This window comes from Mesoflavibacter zeaxanthinifaciens DSM 18436 (genome assembly GCF_000422365.1).
Taxonomy (GTDB): Bacteria; Bacteroidota; Bacteroidia; order Flavobacteriales; family Flavobacteriaceae; genus Mesoflavibacter; species Mesoflavibacter zeaxanthinifaciens.
In genome coordinates, this window is record NZ_AULQ01000005.1 from 158,322 (window position 1) to 176,978 (window position 18,657).

General features: G+C 32.1%; 15 protein-coding genes. 14 read left to right on the forward strand and 1 reads right to left on the reverse strand.

Annotation, left to right across the window (positions count from 1 at the left end):
• Window position 1: 1 nt before the first annotated feature.
• Together H574_RS0105220 and pth are read left to right on the forward strand one after the other, a co-directional pair.
• A complete protein-coding gene (locus tag H574_RS0105220) occupies window positions 2–634 on the forward strand; it encodes a 50S ribosomal protein L25/general stress protein Ctc (protein WP_027879551.1) in 633 nt (210 codons plus the stop codon).
• Between the two features lie 78 nt (window positions 635–712).
• Entirely contained in the window at window positions 713–1,345 is a 633-nt protein-coding gene (gene pth, locus H574_RS0105225) for an aminoacyl-tRNA hydrolase (protein WP_027879552.1), read from the forward strand.
• 49 nt (window positions 1,346–1,394) lie between these two features.
• Here pth and H574_RS14355 read toward each other — a convergent pair whose 3' ends face one another.
• Window positions 1,395–5,363, reverse strand: a complete 3,969-nt coding sequence (locus H574_RS14355) for a reprolysin-like metallopeptidase (RefSeq protein WP_051169830.1) — start codon at window positions 5,361–5,363, stop codon at window positions 1,395–1,397.
• Window positions 5,364–5,480: 117 nt separating this feature from the next.
• On the opposite strand from H574_RS14355, the gene H574_RS13980 reads away from it, so the two are divergent.
• From H574_RS13980 to H574_RS0105285, 12 genes are all read left to right on the forward strand, one after another.
• A complete protein-coding gene (locus tag H574_RS13980) occupies window positions 5,481–8,309 on the forward strand; it encodes a M43 family zinc metalloprotease (RefSeq protein WP_051169831.1) in 2,829 nt (942 codons plus the stop codon).
• 81 nt (window positions 8,310–8,390) lie between these two features.
• On the forward strand, window positions 8,391–9,302 hold the full coding sequence (locus H574_RS0105240; RefSeq protein WP_155912586.1) for a bifunctional riboflavin kinase/FAD synthetase: 912 nt from the start codon (window positions 8,391–8,393) through the stop codon (window positions 9,300–9,302).
• Window positions 9,295–10,614, forward strand: coding sequence for an HTTM domain-containing protein (locus H574_RS0105245; protein ID WP_027879554.1), 1,320 nt, complete (start codon window positions 9,295–9,297; stop codon window positions 10,612–10,614). Before H574_RS0105240 ends, H574_RS0105245 begins: the two co-directional genes overlap by 8 nt.
• A gap of 165 nt (window positions 10,615–10,779) precedes the next feature.
• The gene (gene serS / locus H574_RS0105250) at window positions 10,780–12,051 is read left to right on the forward strand and encodes a serine--tRNA ligase (protein WP_027879555.1); all 1,272 of its coding nucleotides are present in this window, start codon (window positions 10,780–10,782) and stop codon (window positions 12,049–12,051) included.
• Between the two features lie 159 nt (window positions 12,052–12,210).
• Window positions 12,211–12,333 carry a hypothetical protein gene (locus tag H574_RS14855; protein ID WP_276202111.1) on the forward strand — a complete coding sequence of 41 codons (123 nt, stop codon included), beginning with the start codon at window positions 12,211–12,213 and terminating at the stop codon, window positions 12,331–12,333.
• Window positions 12,334–12,540: 207 nt separating this feature from the next.
• Window positions 12,541–14,280, forward strand: coding sequence for a tetratricopeptide repeat protein (locus H574_RS0105255; RefSeq protein WP_240471251.1), 1,740 nt, complete (start codon window positions 12,541–12,543; stop codon window positions 14,278–14,280).
• Between the two features lie 9 nt (window positions 14,281–14,289).
• Window positions 14,290–14,613, forward strand: a complete 324-nt coding sequence (locus H574_RS0105260) for a DUF4286 family protein (RefSeq protein WP_027879557.1) — start codon at window positions 14,290–14,292, stop codon at window positions 14,611–14,613.
• A 39-nt stretch (window positions 14,614–14,652) separates the two neighbouring features.
• On the forward strand, window positions 14,653–15,450 hold the full coding sequence (gene rsmA, locus H574_RS0105265) for a 16S rRNA (adenine(1518)-N(6)/adenine(1519)-N(6))-dimethyltransferase RsmA (RefSeq protein ID WP_027879558.1): 798 nt from the start codon (window positions 14,653–14,655) through the stop codon (window positions 15,448–15,450).
• A gap of 9 nt (window positions 15,451–15,459) precedes the next feature.
• Entirely contained in the window at window positions 15,460–16,830 is a 1,371-nt protein-coding gene (gene mgtE / locus H574_RS0105270) for a magnesium transporter (RefSeq protein WP_205619338.1), read from the forward strand.
• 5 nt (window positions 16,831–16,835) lie between these two features.
• Window positions 16,836–17,771, forward strand: a complete 936-nt coding sequence (locus tag H574_RS0105275; protein ID WP_027879560.1) for a 2-hydroxyacid dehydrogenase — start codon at window positions 16,836–16,838, stop codon at window positions 17,769–17,771.
• Window positions 17,772–17,795: 24 nt separating this feature from the next.
• Complete coding sequence (locus H574_RS0105280; protein ID WP_027879561.1) at window positions 17,796–18,254, forward strand: DUF1801 domain-containing protein; 459 nt, start codon at window positions 17,796–17,798, stop codon at window positions 18,252–18,254.
• A gap of 1 nt (window position 18,255) precedes the next feature.
• Window positions 18,256–18,645, forward strand: a complete 390-nt coding sequence (locus tag H574_RS0105285; protein ID WP_027879562.1) for a VOC family protein — start codon at window positions 18,256–18,258, stop codon at window positions 18,643–18,645.
• Window positions 18,646–18,657 lie beyond the last annotated feature (12 nt).

Consider the following 18,657-nt stretch of genomic DNA (forward strand, 5'->3'; position numbering starts at 1 on the left):
TATGAAATCAATTACAATCAACGGATCTCAAAGAGAAAGCGTGGGCAAAAAAGCAACAAAAGCCTTACGTAATGCTGGTCAGGTTCCTTGCGTATTATACGGAGGAGACAACCCAGTGCATTTCTCTGCACCAGAATTAGCCTTCTCAAAACTAGTATACACGCCAAATGCGCATACAGTTGTGATTGAGCTGGAAAATGGTGACACTTACAATGCTATTTTACAAGACATTCAGTTTCACCCAGTAACAGATAATATTTTACACATTGACTTCTATCAATTATTTGATAACAAAGAAGTAACAATGGAAATTCCTGTACAATTCACAGGTAACTCTAGAGGTGTAAGAAATGGTGGTGTTTTACGTAAAAACAAACGTAGCTTACGTGTAAAAGCGTTACCTGGTAATTTACCTGATTACATCGAAGCAGATATTACAGATTTAAAGATTGGTAATAAGCTTTATATTACTGCTTTAAACAGTGAAGACTTCAAATTTATGCACCCAGATAACACTGTAGTTTGTCAAGTAAGACGTTCTAGAGCATCTATGGCTGTTGCTGCTGACGATGAAGATGAAGATGAAGACGTACCAGCAACTGAAACAGACGATGTTGCTGCTGTAAAAGAATAAACTCTTTTTAAACTCATAAATAAAGCATTCTGTTAATTCAGGATGCTTTTTTTATTTTTGAAAAAAAACTTTAATAAGATGTGTGATTTTTTCAAAAAATTATTTAAAAAAAATCCAACTGTATTAGTTAAAGAACAAAACCCTATGAAAAAATTTTTAATTGTTGGCTTAGGAAATATTGGCGAAAAGTACACAAATACAAGACATAATATCGGTTTTAAAATTTTAGACAAATTAGCGTCTAAAGAAGAATTAACTTTTGAGACAGTTAAACTAGGAGATGTTACCACTTATAAATTTAAAGGAAGAACATTTATACTTTTAAAGCCTAACACCTATATGAATCTTAGTGGAAAAGCTGTACAATATTGGCTGACTAAAGAAAAAATACCCTTAGAAAACTTATTAGTTATCACTGACGACTTAAATCTACCTTTTGGTACTTTGCGTTTAAAAACTAAAGGTAGTGACGGAGGACATAATGGCTTAAAAGATATTCAAGAAAAATTAAACACAACTAAATACAATAGGTTTAGATTTGGCATAAGCGACGCGTTTAGTAAAGGCAGACAAGTAGACTACGTTTTAGGAGAATGGGATGAAGAAGAAAACCAAAAACTACCCGAACGCTTAGACAAAAGTATAGAACTAATTAAATCTTTTGGTACAGCTGGAGTTAATAACACAATGAATACCTTTAACGGTAAATAAAAAAAGGAAGCTAAATTAGCTTCCCTTTTTTTTACTACTATGCTAAAAATCAATCTATAATAAGTTTTTTAGTTTTAGTATTTTCTCCATCTGTTACATTAAGTATATACATTCCTGACTCAACATCATTTAATCTAATTTGTTGAATAAAATTATTTGAGTTTTTAAAACTTTGATAAAATACTTTTCTTCCTCTTATATCATAAACATAAATTTCTACATCTTCTTTAAAAACTGTGTTTTTCATTTTAATGGTAAATTCTCCATTATTAGGATTAGGATAAACACTAAACTCAGTGTTATTTAAAACATCATTTCCAATTGATAAAGCACTAAACAAGCACAACTCTAAATCAAAAGACAAAATTGTTCCTCCATCTTCAGGACCATAAGTATCATCTACAGATAAGGTCCAATTTCCTGCAGACATTTCTCCGTTTAATAAAGACAAATCACCTTCTGGTATAAACACTCCTGTAAAAGGAGCACTTCCTGTTGTAATAGAAGCTGTCGCGTCTTGATCAAAAACTGTATTAGTATAATTATCAGAACTACCTCCGTTTCCTGTAGATAACTCTATAATTGTTCCTGCAGGACTTATCAAAGAAACATCTATATCACTATTCCAAGTATGATTAATACTTATCGTAACATTAACATCTGCAATTGGTGCGTCTTCTAAAATATTAATTACGGAAGTATAATTAGCATCTGCTCCAGTTGAAGCAATTGTAATTGGTAAATCTGTTGCACTATAAACAGTACATTCTACATCACATACATCTCCAATACCATCTCCATCTGCATCTGCTTGGTCTGCGTTTGGAGTATAGATACAATTATCTGAAGTATTTAAAATACCGTCATTATCAATATCATCGTCACACACGTCTCCTATTCCATCTCCGTCTACATCGGCTTGATCAAAATTTGGAGTATTTACACAATTATCAGATCCGTCTGGTACACCATCTCCATCTGTATCATTCTGTGGTGAGCCACAAATCTCGATTGACCAATTTACTAAATCTCCAGTATCAAAACCGTAGCTATCTATAACTTTTAATGTCCAATCTCCAGAAGAAAACTCAGAGTTTAATATAGAAAGCGCTTCGGTAGGTTGATAAACACCAGTAAATGGCGCTGTACCACTTGCAATTGGGTTAGCAGCATCATCATCAAATACCGTGTCTGTATAATTCATACCCGAACCACCATTTTCAAAACTTAAATCTATCTCTGTACCTGCAGGACTAACTAATGAAACCGTTAAGTCTGAAACATAAGAATGAGTAATATTAATTGTAACATTTACATCTATTATAGAGCTAACATCTGTAACTGTAATTATAGAAGATATTCCTGTTGTATTACTATCTGGTATTGCAATTGGTGTATCATTAGAAGTATATGTATTACACGCTATGTTTGCTGTTTCAAAATTTGAAGTAGCATAAGCACCATTACCACAATCGTTTACAGCTCTAACTCTCCACCAATACATTGTTTGAGTTGCTAAGCTTGTTGATGTGTAATTATTTGATGTTAATGTTTGACTATCTATTATAGAAGTAAAACCAGAATCTGTAGCAATATCTAACTCATAAGAAGTCGCATTTGGGTCTGCATCCCATGTAAACACAGCATTAGATGGCGCCACATCTGTTACGCCTAAAGCAGGTGTTAAAGTGTTGATGGTTGAAAAATTTGTGTCATTTACATTGAATTCTACATTTGCAGAACTAGTAATTGAACCTGATGTTCCTGTTAGCGTAAACGGATAATTTCCTATTGACAAACCTCCGATACCTGTTACTGTAACTGTTACTGCTGTTCCGTCTGCTGTAGCTGTTGTAGGAGTTATAGTTGCAGTTGTACCTGCAGGTAAACCAGAAGTAGAGAAAGTGGTTGTTCCTGAAAAACCTAAAAAAGTATTGTAGGTAAAATTAAACACAGCGTCATTAGGGCTACAAACATCAACAGGAGTATTATTTGCTGTTATAACAAATTCTGATTCTTGTATGTTAAAATTAGTAGTATTAATTGCATAAAAAATATTGTTATTACCTTCTACCATTACTCTTGCTGTAGCAGTATCTCCGCCAGTTACAGGAACTGTAATATCATGCGCACCATCATTTGGCACATTAGTAGCTAATATAAAAGGATAAGTAAAACCACCATCTGTAGACAGTTTTATATTAACTGTAGGTGTGTTAACAGAACCAGTATCTGTACCAGCTACATCCCATGTGATTGTTTCTGTAGAACCAGCGTCCCATGTAACTGCAGAAGTTTGAGAAGTGACAGCAAATGGTCCAGAACTACCATCTACTGTTACTGTCATAGTATCAAAATCACTTTGTGGTGTTTGACCAACTCCTCCAGCATCTGATCTATCTCTTACAGTTAAAGCAAAATTTAACGTTCTACCTATGGTAGATACGGTTTCCCAAGAACTATTATCAAAAGTTTCTACAGGGTTAGTTTCTGTTAATTCACCTGCAATAACTCTTTCTATTATTGGCATATATCTATCTGGATTGGTACTTGGTGGTCTAGATCTCCATACAGGACCTGTATGCGCTGGTCCAAAAGACGTACTAGTTGTAGATCCGCTATCTATTTGTTCCCAAGTATAAGTTAATACATCTCCAGAATCCGCATCAGTAGCAGCTCCTTTTAAGACAAAAGCAGTACCATTAGGTATTGTATAATCTAAACCAGCATTAGCTACTGGAGGATTATTTGTAATAGCTGTTGTTGTTGCACAATTGTTTGGTGCTGATGCTACATTTGTTAAAATCTGATTAATACTATGATAATGAAAATAAGCATCACTATGATCTTGCACATCATTTGCACCAGTAATACCAGCATATCCCATAATTGTTGTACCACTTCCTGGTTCTGAATTTACACCAGTTCCTTCTGTATTAAAAGCAAAGGTATGATTAGCTCCCATTTGATGACCAATCTCATGAGGCACATAATCAATATCAAAAAAGTCTGACATGTAAGCTCCACCATCATTATCTAAGAAAGAGTGAGAAGAAAACCCGCTTCCTTTTTGATTATCTTCACAAACACAGCCAATACATCCTGCATTACCATTATTACCTCCATAAGCAAATAAATGTCCAATATCATAATTTGCTTCTCCTACGGTACTTGTTAATTCGTTTTGCAATTGGCTATTAAAGCTACCCGTGTAAGGATCTGTTGTTGGATCAGGAAAAATAATTTCTGTTCCTGTAACTAATGTAAATGTTATTGCCATATCCACTTCATAAACCTCATTTACTCTGTTTAATGTAGATACAACTTGCGCTAAAGCATCTTGTTGAGCGTCTCCGTTTGCTGCGTTACCATCATCCCAAAATTGGGTATATTCTCCGTTTGTAGAAACTGCAATTCTATAATCTCTTAATAACTGGTCATTTGCATCCATTATTCTAGACTGACCTATGTTTTGATCTCTATTTTTAGTTTCATCAGTTAGACATTCAAACCTCTTAACATCTTCATTTATAGATTTTCTTTTGTAAGCTATATGTTCTACATTAGAAAATCTAGACACTGGTTGTATTAATGTTAATTCTTGATTTGCTCGTGTAATCATAACATTAACACCTAACGGAGTTACGCTAAACCTAACTCTAGTAGTAACATCGTTTACAAGAGAACCTAAATAGGTTTTTATATTAGGATATTGTATCGATAATTCTTTAGATAAAACAGGAGCTTCCACAACTCTAAATTGAAGTGCTTTACCAGTTTCATCAGGTATCGACACAATTGTACTGGACTGACCATTAGAATTTGACCTTAATGGAGCGCTTTGTAATTTTGCCTTAAAAGCTTCAATATCCAGACTAAATAAAGCTGAATGATTAGAATCAAACTTCTTTAAGTTAACATTTTCAATACTATTACTTGATATTTTTTTCCATGAATTTTGCGCTAAACCAGAGAAAAAAGATAAAATGAAGACAGTTAAAAGTAGTTGTTGTTTCATAATTTAAAATTTCAATTGCTTATAAAAATAGTTAATATTTAAAACAAACCCATTAAATTAACTTACTAATAATTAATTTTTAAGTAAATTTGGGCTATAATTTTAAAAATTCTATAAATGAAAAACTCTACTCTAAGTGCTTTATTATTTATTTTATTTGTAAGCTTCTCCTTAAAAGCTCAAAATAATCAAAATAAAAAAGCAACTAACGGTCAGAACTTCCAACTTACAGATCAAACTAAAGAATCTATAAACCAAACTGGATTTGCAAGATGTTTGACTGACGAAAACGAAAAGGCTTTACAGCAACAATATCGCAACAGAGCTGACAGAACTGATTTTGAAAATTGGTTAGCTCCTAAAATTGCTGAAATAAAAGCAAACAGAGCAAGTCAAAGATCTGAATCGCAGCAAGTAATTTATAATATTCCTGTTGTAATACATGTTGTTCATACAGGTGAAGCAGTTGGTACCGGACCAAATATTACTGATGCTCAAGCATTATCACAAATTCAAGTTTTAAATGAAGATTACAGACGTCTTGCTGGAACACCTGGTGGAGCAAACACTACAGGTCTTGCTGTAGATGTTGAAATTAACTTCTGTATTGCTCAAGTAGATCCCAATGGCGCACCTACTACAGGTATTGTTAGACATAACATAACACCTTATAGTAATAGTCAAACACCTGCAGACCCAACTGATTGGGAAACTAGACCTAATGTGGAGTCTATGAAGTCTGTTACACAATGGGACCCTACCAAATATTTAAACATGTGGACAATAAATCCAGGAGGGAATCCTATTAATGACCTTTTTAATCCTGGATTAGGAGGATTATTAGGTTACGCTCAATTTCCTGACAATACACCTAATTTACCTGGTTTAAATCCGACTGGCGGAATGGCTAGTACTGATGGTGTAGTAGCTGGTTATTATGTTATGGGAACCATTGCTGAAAACGATGGTACTTTTATGCTTGATGGTACTTACAACCTAGGAAGAACAATGACTCATGAAGTTGGTCACTGGTTAGGTTTACGTCATATTTGGGGAGACGGAAATTGTAGTGTAGATGACTATTGTGCTGATACACCAAATGCTGCAGCACCAAACTATACTTGTAATCTTTTTAATAACTCTTGTACTGACAACCCTGATTTTGATCAAGTACAAAACTACATGGATTATACTAATGATGCTTGTATGGATACGTTTACTCAAGATCAAAAAGACCGTATACAAGCCATTATGGCAAATGCACCAAGACGTGTCGAGTTAAACTCTTCAACTGCTTGTTCTATATCACCAACAGTATATGTAACTACAGCTTTACCTGAAAATGTTACAGAAGGAAGTGATTGTAACTTCCAAGACATAACAATTGACTTAACAATGTCTATATCAGGTAACGCTTCTGCAACTGCTAGTTTAGTTAACACAGGAACTGCTACAGAAAATGAAGACTTCGAACTTATTAACAACTCTGTAACTTTTGCTTCTGGTTCAACAACTCCAAGTAACTCAGTTACACTAAGAATCTTTAATGATAACTTTGTAGAAGCTGATGAAACAATTTCATTATCTGTAAATGTTTCTACTACAGGAAACGTAACTGCATCTTCAAATGTTTACGAAACAATGATTATTAATGATGATGAAGCTGTAACAACAACTACAACTACAGATTTATTCTTTGACGATTTTAACGATGGTGATGTTTCTGATTGGTCATTTATTGACTCTGATGGAGATACTAACAATTGGATTCCTGTTACATTAACAGATTCTGGTTTAGGTGCAGGAGACATTTCTGTTTTAAGATCTTTTTCTTGGGTAAGTACTACTGGAGCTTTAACTCCAGATAACTGGGCAATTACACCAGCTATAGATTTAACTTCTGTTACAGGATCTTTACAATTACAATGGAAAATAGCTGCTGTAGATCCAGACTGGGATGTAGAAAACTATACAGTTTATGTTTCAACTTCTAACACTATAACTGCTTTACAAGCGTCTCCAACAAGCTTTAACGAAAGTACTCTTGATGGAATAAACACTTTAACTACAAGAACAATAGATATATCTAGCTTTATAGGACAAACTATTTATGTAGGATTTAGACATCATAACGTATCAGATCAATTCTCTATAGAGCTTGATGATGTAAGAGTTAGCGCTACTTTTGATACTAGTGTTCAAACAGACGTTAATACATCTACTCCAGATCAATTTAATTTATTAACTTCTGGATTAGTATACTCTACAGACGTAACAACAGGAGATATTATGACAGATATAGATAATACTTCTGGATTTAATTATGGATGTACTACTGTTGCTGTATCTAGAGACGTAGCGACTGCAGGAGCAGATGCTGTAGCATATAATGGTGGTACTGATCCTGCTGGTTATGTTACTGCTAAAACATTTGACATTACTACAGCAAATGCAAGTACTTCAGATGCTGCTACAATTAATTTCTACTTTACTCAAGCAGAAATTTCAGCATGGGAAACTGCAACTGGTAATACTATAAATGATTTATTTGTATTAAACGAAACTACAGGAGAAGTTGTTGCTGTAACAAACTCTACTTTTGGATCAGATTATAAGCTTACTGCAAACCTTAGTATGGGTATTGCTGGTACTTATTACTTTGGTAGTCAATTAGCATTTTTATCAAATAACGATTTTGAATTAGCTAATAGCATCTCTATCTATCCAAACCCAACAGTTTCTGTTTTAAACATTAAAGTAGATAACCAAAATGACATGCCAGACTCTTATAAGGTTTACAATATGTTAGGTCAATTATTAATTGACAATAAAATTAATAATGCTAGTGATTTAACAATTGATACAACACCTTTTAGCGACGGAATGTATTTTATAAAAATTTCTAAATCAAATAGAAACTTAACTTTACCATTTATCAAAAAATAAATAGTTTAGGAAATAAATAACTAAAGCCAATTGAGTAAAATCAATTGGCTTTTTTATTTTTGTATATCTAGAAATTAAATAGTGAAAAACAAAAGCTCAAACCATACAGTCTTAACCATTGGCACCTTTGATGGTGTACACATTGGACATCAAAAAATCATCAAACGTTTGGTTGAAATTTCAAAAATCAAAAATCTTACACCTTCACTATTAACCTTCTTCCCGCATCCTAGAATGGTTTTACAAAAAGATGCCAATATTAAACTTATCAATACAATTGATGAGAAAAAAGACATTCTTAAACAATTCGGTATTTCTAACTTAGTCATAAAAGAATTCACAAAAGAATTTTCTAGACTAACAGCCGAAGATTTTGTAAAAAACATTCTTGTAGATCATCTTAAAGCAAAACACATCATTATTGGATACGATCATCATTTTGGTAGAAATAGAAATGCTAACATTGAAGATTTAAAACAATTTGGAAAGGATTTTGATTTTGAAGTCGAAGAAATTTCTAAACAAGACATTAACGATGTAGCGGTAAGCTCTACAAAAATTAGAGCCGCTTTACAAGAAGGCAACATAAAAACTACTAATACTTATTTAGGCTACAACTTTATGCTAACTGGTAAAGTTATTGATGGGAAAAAATTAGGTCAAACTATTAATTATCCAACAGCTAATTTACACATAGAAGAAACCTATAAACTTATACCAAAACATGGTGTTTATATTGTAAAGTCAATAATAGATAATATTACAGTCTATGGTATGATGAATATTGGTCACAACCCAACAGTAAATGGCAAACATCAAACTATAGAAACTCATTTTTTTGATTTTAATAAAGACCTTTACGGACAAAATTTAAAAATAGAATTATTACAAAGACTTCGTGATGAACAAAAGTTTAATTCTGTTCAAGAATTACAAAGTCAGCTTCATATTGATAAAAAAAATGCTTTAGAATTTATAAAATCTCATGCTTAACAAGTTCTTATTTAAACAAATTGATAATAGTTCTCTAATAGTATTTCGTATTATTTTTGGAGCTCTTTGTTTTTTAGAATCTGTTGGCGCTATTTTTACTGGATGGGTTACACGTACTTTAGTAGAACCTAAGTTTACTTTCAATTTTATTGGTTTCGAATTTTTACAACCTTTACCTGGTAATTGGATGTATGTGTATTATGTATTGATGGGTATTTTTGGCTTATTAATAATGCTTGGTTACAAATATAGATTAAGCATGTTAGCATTTACTTTAATGTGGTCATGTACTTATTTAATGCAAAAATCCTCTTATAACAACCATTATTACTTATTAATGCTGTTAAGCGCCATAATGGTATTTTTACCAGCAAATAGATACGCTTCTTTAGATGTAAAAATAAATCCAAATATTAAACAAATTAGCATGCCTAGTTGGGTAAAATGGGTTTTTGTTATACAATTACTTATACTATACACTTACGCTTCTATTGCAAAAATATATCCTGATTGGCTAGACCTATCGGTACCTAAACAATTAATGGCTAATAAGTCTAATTATATGATAATTGGAGATTTACTTCAATATAAATTTATAGCTCAATTAATTGCTTATGGAGGAATACTCTATGATGGATTAGTAATACCACTACTACTTTACAAACCAACAAGAAAATATATGTTTGTTGCCTCTATTTTCTTTCATTTATTTAACTCTATTGTTTTTCAAGTAGGTATATTTCCTTATTTAGCTTTAGCGTTTTCGCTTTTCTTCTTTGAACCTGAAAAAGTCAAAAACATATTTTTAAAAAATAAACCACTTTACACAAAAGCTGAAATTATTGTAAAAGGCTACAAACCTATTTTAGTTAGTATTGGTGTTATATACTTTGTCATTCAAATAGCACTTCCTTTAAGACAACATGTTTTTACAGACAATGTGTTATGGACAGAAGAAGGTCACAGACTATCTTGGCGAATGATGTTAAGATCTAAATCAGGAAGAACTAGTTATAAAATTATAGATAAAGCAACTAATAAGTCAGAGTTTATTGTAATGTCTAACTATCTAACTAAAAAGCAAATTAGATCTGCTAGCTGTAAACCAGATGTGATATGGCAATTTGCACAGCATTTAAAGAAAGAATACGCTAAAAACGGTAAAGACATTATGGTCTTTGTAGACGCAAAAGTTAGCGTTAATGGTAGACCTTACAGACGTCTTATAGACAAAAATGTAGATTTAGCTGCTGTCCCTTGGTATTGGCACAAACACAGTGATTGGTTATTACCTTCTCAATTAGATAAATAATTTGTTTTTATAAACCCAAAATCTTACTACTTTTACCACTTAATTTTAGCGTTACTTATTTGCGTTAAGGATTGAAGTGGCATCCTTTTTTTGCTGCCACATATGGCAAAAAAAGATATAACTGAAAGCCTGACCTTTAGGTAACGCCCAAATAATAAAAAAACAATGTTACAACTACCTTTTATTAGAGAGAACAAAGAAGCGGTTATAAAACGTTTAGCTGTAAGAAATATTGATGCTAAACCTTTAATTGACCAAGTAATTATTTTAGATGAAGAACGCCGTGCACTACAAACACAATTAGATAATGTATTGGCAGAATCTAACAGTATCTCCAAAGAAATTGGTATGTTGTTTAAATCTGGTAAAGCTGAAGAAGCTAATGCACTTAAAGCTAAAACTGGCGATTTAAAAGAAAGCTCTAAAACCTTATCAGAACAGCTAAACCAAAAGGCAGACGCTTTAAACCAACTGCTTTATCAAATCCCTAACGTGCCACACGACAGTGTCCCATCGGGAAATACCGATGAAGATAACGAAGAGATTTATAAAGAAGGAGAAATACCTCAATTACACAGCGAAGCTTTACCACATTGGGAATTAGCTAAAAAATACGATATAATCGATTTTGAGCTTGGTAATAAAATTACTGGAGCAGGTTTTCCTGTATACAAAGGTAAAGGTGCAAGATTACAACGCGCTTTAATCTCTTACTTTTTAGATAAAAATACAGAAGCAGGATACACAGAGTTTCAGTTTCCTCATTTAGTAAACGAAGCATCTGGTTTTGGTACAGGTCAATTACCAGATAAAGAAGGACAAATGTATCACGTTACAGGAGACAACTTATACCTTATCCCTACAGCAGAAGTACCAGGTACTAATATCTTTAGAGATGTATTATTAAACGAAAGTGATTTACCAATTGGTATTACAGGATATACACCTTGTTTTAGACGTGAAGCTGGAAGTTACGGTGCACACGTACGTGGCTTAAACCGCTTACACCAATTTGATAAAGTAGAAATTATTAGAGTAGAACATCCTGATAATTCTTATAATGCTTTAGATAGCATGGTTAATCATATAAAAGAGATTTTAAAAGAGTTAAAATTACCTTATCGTATTTTACGATTATGCGGTGGTGATATTGGATTTACATCTGCTTTAACTTTTGATTTTGAAGTATTTTCTACTGCTCAAGACCGTTGGTTAGAAATATCTAGTGTATCTAATTTTGAAACCTATCAAGCTAATCGTTTAAAGCTTAGGTTTAAAAATAAAGAAGGTAAAAACGAGCTTGCTCATACATTAAATGGTAGCTCATTAGCTTTACCTCGTGTTTTAGCAGGTATATTAGAAAATTACCAAACCGAAAAAGGAATTAAAATACCAGATGTTTTAGTGCCTTATACTGGTTTTGAGTGGATTGACTAAAATCATCGATAAAAGTCACTATTTCCTTACAAAACAACCATCGAAATCGTTAAAGTGTTAAAAATCGACGTTTTTTAACGATTTTTGAGTTATTAGTTTTGCTAAGATTTAAAAAAACCTTTTATTTGATTGTTTTCTTAATTAAAACCTACATTTATTATGAAGACTATAGCTAGAATTTTACTATGTATTCTCTTTATTGTAATAATGACTAAAATTTTTAATACAGATTTTAGCATCTCTTCAGAGTCTAAACATGGGATTGTTTTAGCCAAAAACTAAAAATTTATTACATAGATATACCCCAATCTTAGTAATTGAATCTTATAGTGAATATATGATTAATAGCACTTTTATTAGATTGGCAAATGCCTGATTAAATTCAGGCATTTTTTTTGCATTATATTTACATAATGTCCCTATCGGATTTGTTATATTTACCCTATGTTTTTAAAGCGCGTTTTAACAATATTAATCTTCTTTTTTTGCTTGTGTTCTTACGCTCAAGACGAAATTGTTGCAAATGAATATTTTAAAAACGGCGAATTTGAAAAAGCACTTTCTAGCTATAAAAGGCTTTTTAAAGACAAGCCTAACAACACTAACTACTTACTTAAAATTGTTGAAATTGAACAAGAATTAGAACTGTATAAAGAAGCTGAGCAAAGACTTATTAAAGCTTTACAAACAAGTAAATCTCCAAATTTATTAGTAGAACTTGGTTACAACTATCAATTACAAAAAGATACAATTAACGCTAATAAAAACTATCAAAAAGCCATAGCTACACTAGAGCAAAGACCTACAAATGCCTACAGCATAGGTCGTGTATTTCAAAATCATTCATTGTTAGAAGAAGCAATTCAAGCATACACAAAAGCTATGCAATTACAACCTAGCTTAAACTTTAATTTGCAATTAGCACGTATTTATGGAGAGCAATCTAACATAGAAAAAATGTTTGATAGCTATTTAAATTTTATCTCTGCAAATCCAACGTATCTAGACACAATAAAGCGATATATAAGCGAATTTATCACAGAAGATAGTGACAACGAAGGCAATATTATCTTAAGAAAAACCTTGCTGAAAAAAATACAGCAAAATCCAGATTTAATGTGGAACGAAATGCTAAGCTGGTTATTTATTCAGCAAAAAGAATACAACAAAGCATTTGCCCAAGAAAAAGCCATTTATAAAAGACAACAAGAAAGTTTAGATCGTGTTATCGAACTTGGATTTATTGCTAAAAATAATAAAGATTACGAGATGGCTATTTCTATTTTTGAATATGTTTTAGAAACATCTCAAGAGATTTCAACTAAGTTAGAAGCGCAATTAAAAATTATAGAATTAAAGACCGAAATAGCTTTACCAAAAGACTATAATGATATCGAAAAATCGTATACTTCAATTTTAGAGCAATACGGTAAAACACCTCAAACTTTAAACATTCAAAAGTCTTATGCTCATTTTTTAGCCTTTTATTTAGAGCAGCCTGAAGAAGCTATTTCAATATTAAAAAACACTTTAAAATATAATATTCCTGAGATTTATTTAGCCGAAGTCAAACTTGAACTTGGTGATATTCTAGTATTTCAAGAGAAGTTTAATCAAGCTTTAATTTATTACACTCAAATTCAACGTAACTTAAAAAACAGTCCAATTTCTCAAGAAGCAAGATTTAGAGTTGCTAAAGCAAGCTATTATAAAGGCGATTTTAAATGGGCAGAATCTCAGCTAAAAATTTTAAAAGCATCTACATCACAACTAACCGCTAATGATGCATTAGATTTAAAACTGTTAATTAGTGATAATCGTGCCGAAGACAGTACACAAACTGCTTTAAAAAAATACGCTAAGGCAGATTTGTTAGCATTCCAAAATAAAAATAAACCAGCCATAGCTATTTTAAACGATATTTTAAAGGCGCATAAAACTGAGGTTATTGTTCCGCAAGCTTTACTTAAACAAGCTGAATTATTTGAAAAAGAACACGATTACGACAGCGCCAAAGCTAATTACCTGCGCATAATTAAAGACTTCAAAGACAGCATTTTATTAGACAATGCACTTTATAATTTAGCCGAATTATTAAACAACACTTATAACCAACCCGAAGAAGCAAAACCCTATTACGAAACGATTCTTTTTGATCATCCAGATAGTATTTTTTATGTAGAGGCGCGTAAAAAGTTTAGAAAACTTCGTGGTGATGATATTAACTAAAAAAACAAAATGATTATATATAACGTAACCGTAAACATAGACGACTCTGTGCATAACGAATGGCTTGTTTGGATAAAAGAGCATATTCCTCAAGTATTAGCCACAGGAAAATTTACAGAAGCCAAATTAACCAAGGTTTTAGTAGAAGAAGAAATGGGCGGACAAACCTACTCTATCCAATATCGTGCACATTCCAAAGAAGCATTACAAGATTATTATGCTAATCATGCAGAACAATTAAGACAAGATGGGTTACAAAAATTTGCAGATAAAATGCTTGCCTTTAGGACAGAACTTGAAGTTATAGACGAGTATTCTGTAGATTTTAAATAATCTAAATTTCATTATAATTTTAAAACTTTCAAAAAAATTATGTCTAAAAACCATAGAAATAAAACCGAAGTCAAAGCCAAAAAGTTTTTAGGTCAACATTTTTTGGAAGACGAAAGTATAGCACAAAAAATAGCAGACGCCTTAACCTTAAACAGTTACGATCAAGTATTAGAAATTGGTCCAGGAATGGGCGTACTAACCAAATATTTATTAGAAAAACCAATAACAACTTATGTTATTGAAATAGATACAGAAAGTGTAGATTATTTAAAAAATAACTATTTGCATTTAGCGCCACGTATTTTAGAAAAAGACTTTTTAAAATACGATTTAAAAGAGACTTTTGGGGACCAACCATTTGCAATATCGGGTAATTTCCCTTACAACATATCAACACAAATTGTGTTTAAAACTTTAGAAATGCGCAACCAAATTCCAGAATTTTCTGGAATGTTTCAAAAAGAAGTTGCCAAGCGTATATGCTCTAAAGAAGGCTCTAAAGTATACGGCATTCTTTCTGTATTAACCCAAGCGTTTTATGATGCAGAGTATTTATTTACTGTGCCACCAAACGTTTTTAATCCGCCACCAAAAGTAGATTCTGGTGTGTTGCGCTTAATAAGAAAAGACAATTATAGTTTACCGTGTGATGAAGCTTTATTTTTCAAGGTTGTAAAACAAGCCTTTCAGCAAAGACGCAAAACACTTCGTAACAGTTTAAAAACCTTCAATTTGTCTGATAATTTAAAAGCAAATAGTATCTTTGACCAGCGTCCAGAACAACTAAGCGTTGATCAATTTATAACGCTTACCCAATTAATTGAAAACGACAAATAATATCTGCGTTTGGAAGAAAAAGAAAACATACAATTTCAGTTAACAGATCAGCTTATAGAAAAAGTAGAAATTCTTATCGAACAAAAAAATGATAAAGAATTAAAAAAACTACTTGACGAATACCATTATGCTGATATTGCTGAAATACTAGATGAAGTCGATCTAGAAGAAGCCATGTATGTGATTAAGCTTTTAGATTCTGAAACAACTGCAGATATCTTAATGGAGCTTGATGAAGACAATCGAGAGAAAGTCTTAAGAAATCTTTCTGCCAAAGAAATTGCAGAAGAAATTGAAGAGCTAGATACCGATGACGCTGCAGATATTATTGCCGAATTACCAGAAGAAAGACAGCACGAAGTCATCTCTAAAATTGAAGATTTAGAGCACAAAGCCGAAATTAAAGAACTTTTAAAGTATGACGAAGATACTGCTGGTGGATTAATGGCAAAAGAACTTGTAAAAGTTTACGAAACTTGGACAGTAGCCGGTTGTTTACGTCGTATACGTGGTCAAGCAAAAGATGTTACACGCGTACACTCTATTTATGTTGTAGATAAACAAGAAAAACTAGTAGGTAGACTTTCTTTAAAAGATTTAATTACCGCTAAAAGCGAACAAAAAATCGCAGAACTTTCTAACGCAAATGTAGACTATGTTTTTGTAGATGAAGAAGCCGAAGAAGTAGCAAGAGTTATGCAAAAATATGACTTAGAAGCAATACCGGTTATAGATCAAGAACGTACTTTACTGGGTCGTATAACCATTGATGATATTGTAGATGTTATTCGTGAAGAAGCCGATAAAGATTATCAAATGGCAGCAGGTATCTCTCAAGATGTAGAGGCAGATGATAGTATATTTAAATTAACACGTGCACGTTTACCTTGGCTGCTAATTGGTGTTGTCGGTGGTATTGGAGCAGCAAGTATTATAGATAGTTTTAGTGGTAATTTAGGACCATATATTATCCTTCTTAGTTTTGTCCCATTAATTCAAGGTACTGCTGGTAATGTTGGCGTACAATCTAGTGCAATTATTGTACAAGGTCTTGCAAATGGTAGCATTGGCAACAATGTATTTAAAAGACTTCTAAAAGAATTACTTTTAGGCTTAGTTAATGGTATAGCAATTGGCTTATTAGCATTTATTATCACTCATTTCATATTTGGTGCGCCATATAATGTATCTTTTACCATTGGTATTGCCTTAATCACTGTAATTATTATGGCAGCATTAATAGGTACATTTATCCCAATTTTTTTAGATAAAAAAGGAATAGATCCAGCAGTAGCAACAGGACCTTTTATAACAACAAGCAATGATATTTTTGGTGTGTTTTTATACTTTTTAGTCGCCAAAATAATTTTAGGATTTTAACTAAAATGAAAATTTTACACTTAGACACCAATCATCCTTTATTACTAAATCAACTTAATGATTTAGGTTTTATTAATGATGAAGATTACACCTCATCAAAAGAAGAAATCAAGCTAAAAATTAAAGACTACGATGGCTTTATCATAAGAAGCCGATTTAGTATTGATAAAACATTTTTAGACGCAGCAACCAATCTTAAATTTATAGGTCGCGTTGGTGCTGGTTTAGAAAATATAGATTGTGATTATGCCGAAAGTAAAGGTATTACACTAATTTCTGCTCCAGAAGGCAACCGTAATGCTGTTGGAGAACACAGTTTAGCTATGCTTTTATCTTTGTTTAATAAATTAAATAAAGCAGATAACGAAGTACGTAACGGTAAATGGCTACGCGAAGATAATAGAGGTATCGAGCTTGATGGAAAAACCGTTGGACTTATCGGTTATGGTAACATGGGTAAAGCGTTTGCAAAAAAACTTCGTGGTTTTGATGTCAACGTTTTGTGTTATGATATAAAAGATAATGTAGATGATGAAAATGCTACACAAGTTTCTTTAGAAAAACTTCAAGAAGAAGCAGATGTTTTAAGTCTTCACACACCAGAAACGCCTTTAACTATTGGTATGGTCAGCCAAGACTTTATTAATAATTTTAAAAAACCCTTTTGGTTAATTAATACCGCAAGAGGTAAAAGTGTTATAACTTCAGATTTAGTAAGTGCTTTAAAATCTAACAAAATTTTAGGTGCTGGATTAGATGTCTTAGAATATGAAAAAGCATCTTTTGAGAGTTTATTTTCTTCAACTTTACCAGAAGCATTTCAATATTTAATAGAAGCACAAAATGTAATTCTTTCACCACATGTAGCAGGTTGGACCATAGAAAGTAAAGAAAAACTTGCGCAAACAATCGTAAATAAAATAAAAGCAAAATTTTGCTAACTTAGTGTTTCAATAAAACACTAAATGACATACGACGCAAAAACACCCGAGGATTACATAAAACAAGTCCCTGAAGAGCGACAAGACGCTTTAAAAAAACTTCGTAAAACAATAAACGACAATTTACCTAATGGGTTTAAAGAGTGTATAAACTACAACATGATTGGTTATGTTGTACCTCACGAGATTTATCCAGATGGGTACCATTGTGATCCAAAATTACCATTACCTTTTATGAGTTTTGCTTCTCAAAAAAACTCAATTAACTTTTACCATAGCGGTATTTATGCAAAACCAGAATTACATAACTGGTTTGTCAATGAATATCCAAAGCATAATAAACGTAAACTAGATATGGGAAAAAGCTGTGTTAGGTTTAAAAAAATAGACGAAATTCCTTATGATTTAATTGCAGAACTAGTACAAAAAATGACAGTTGAAGAATGGATTTCAATCTATGAATCCGCATTAAAGAAAAAATAAAATGAAAAAAAGAGTTACAGGGATTGGAGGTTTATTCTTTAAAACCAAAGACCCAAAAGCGACAAAAGATTGGTATCAAAAACATTTAGGATTTAATACCGACGATTACGGTTGTACTTTTTGGTGGAAAGATGAAGCAGGTAATAAATGCTCTACACAATGGAGTGCTTTTGATCAAGATACCAAATATTACGAACCCTCAAAAAAAGACTTTATGTTTAATTATAGAGTCGAAAACCTAGAAGAACTACTAAAGGTTTTAAAAGAAGAAGGCGTAACAATTATTGGCGAAATGGAAACCTATAGTTACGGAAAATTTGGTTGGATTATGGATAATGATGGTAATAAAATAGAATTATGGGAACCAATTGATAGTGCTTTTGAAAAATAACTAATTAAAATA

Bases quoted from the DNA above. Each gene is read 5' to 3' on its own strand.
- H574_RS0105220 (WP_027879551.1), top strand. From the start codon at position 2: ATGAAATCAATTACAATCAACGGATCTCAAAGAGAAAGCGTGGGCAAA.
- pth (WP_027879552.1), top strand. From the start codon at position 713: ATGTGTGATTTTTTCAAAAAATTATTTAAAAAAAATCCAACTGTATTA.
- H574_RS14355 (WP_051169830.1), bottom strand. From the start codon at position 5,363: ATGAAACAACAACTACTTTTAACTGTCTTCATTTTATCTTTTTTCTCT.
- H574_RS13980 (WP_051169831.1), top strand. From the start codon at position 5,481: ATGAAAAACTCTACTCTAAGTGCTTTATTATTTATTTTATTTGTAAGC.
- H574_RS0105245 (WP_027879554.1), top strand. From the start codon at position 9,295: ATGCTTAACAAGTTCTTATTTAAACAAATTGATAATAGTTCTCTAATA.
- serS (WP_027879555.1), top strand. From the start codon at position 10,780: ATGTTACAACTACCTTTTATTAGAGAGAACAAAGAAGCGGTTATAAAA.
- H574_RS14855 (WP_276202111.1), top strand. From the start codon at position 12,211: ATGAAGACTATAGCTAGAATTTTACTATGTATTCTCTTTATTGTAATA.
- H574_RS0105260 (WP_027879557.1), top strand. From the start codon at position 14,290: ATGATTATATATAACGTAACCGTAAACATAGACGACTCTGTGCATAAC.
- rsmA (WP_027879558.1), top strand. From the start codon at position 14,653: ATGTCTAAAAACCATAGAAATAAAACCGAAGTCAAAGCCAAAAAGTTT.
- H574_RS0105275 (WP_027879560.1), top strand. From the start codon at position 16,836: ATGAAAATTTTACACTTAGACACCAATCATCCTTTATTACTAAATCAA.
- H574_RS0105280 (WP_027879561.1), top strand. From the start codon at position 17,796: ATGACATACGACGCAAAAACACCCGAGGATTACATAAAACAAGTCCCT.
- H574_RS0105285 (WP_027879562.1), top strand. From the start codon at position 18,256: ATGAAAAAAAGAGTTACAGGGATTGGAGGTTTATTCTTTAAAACCAAA.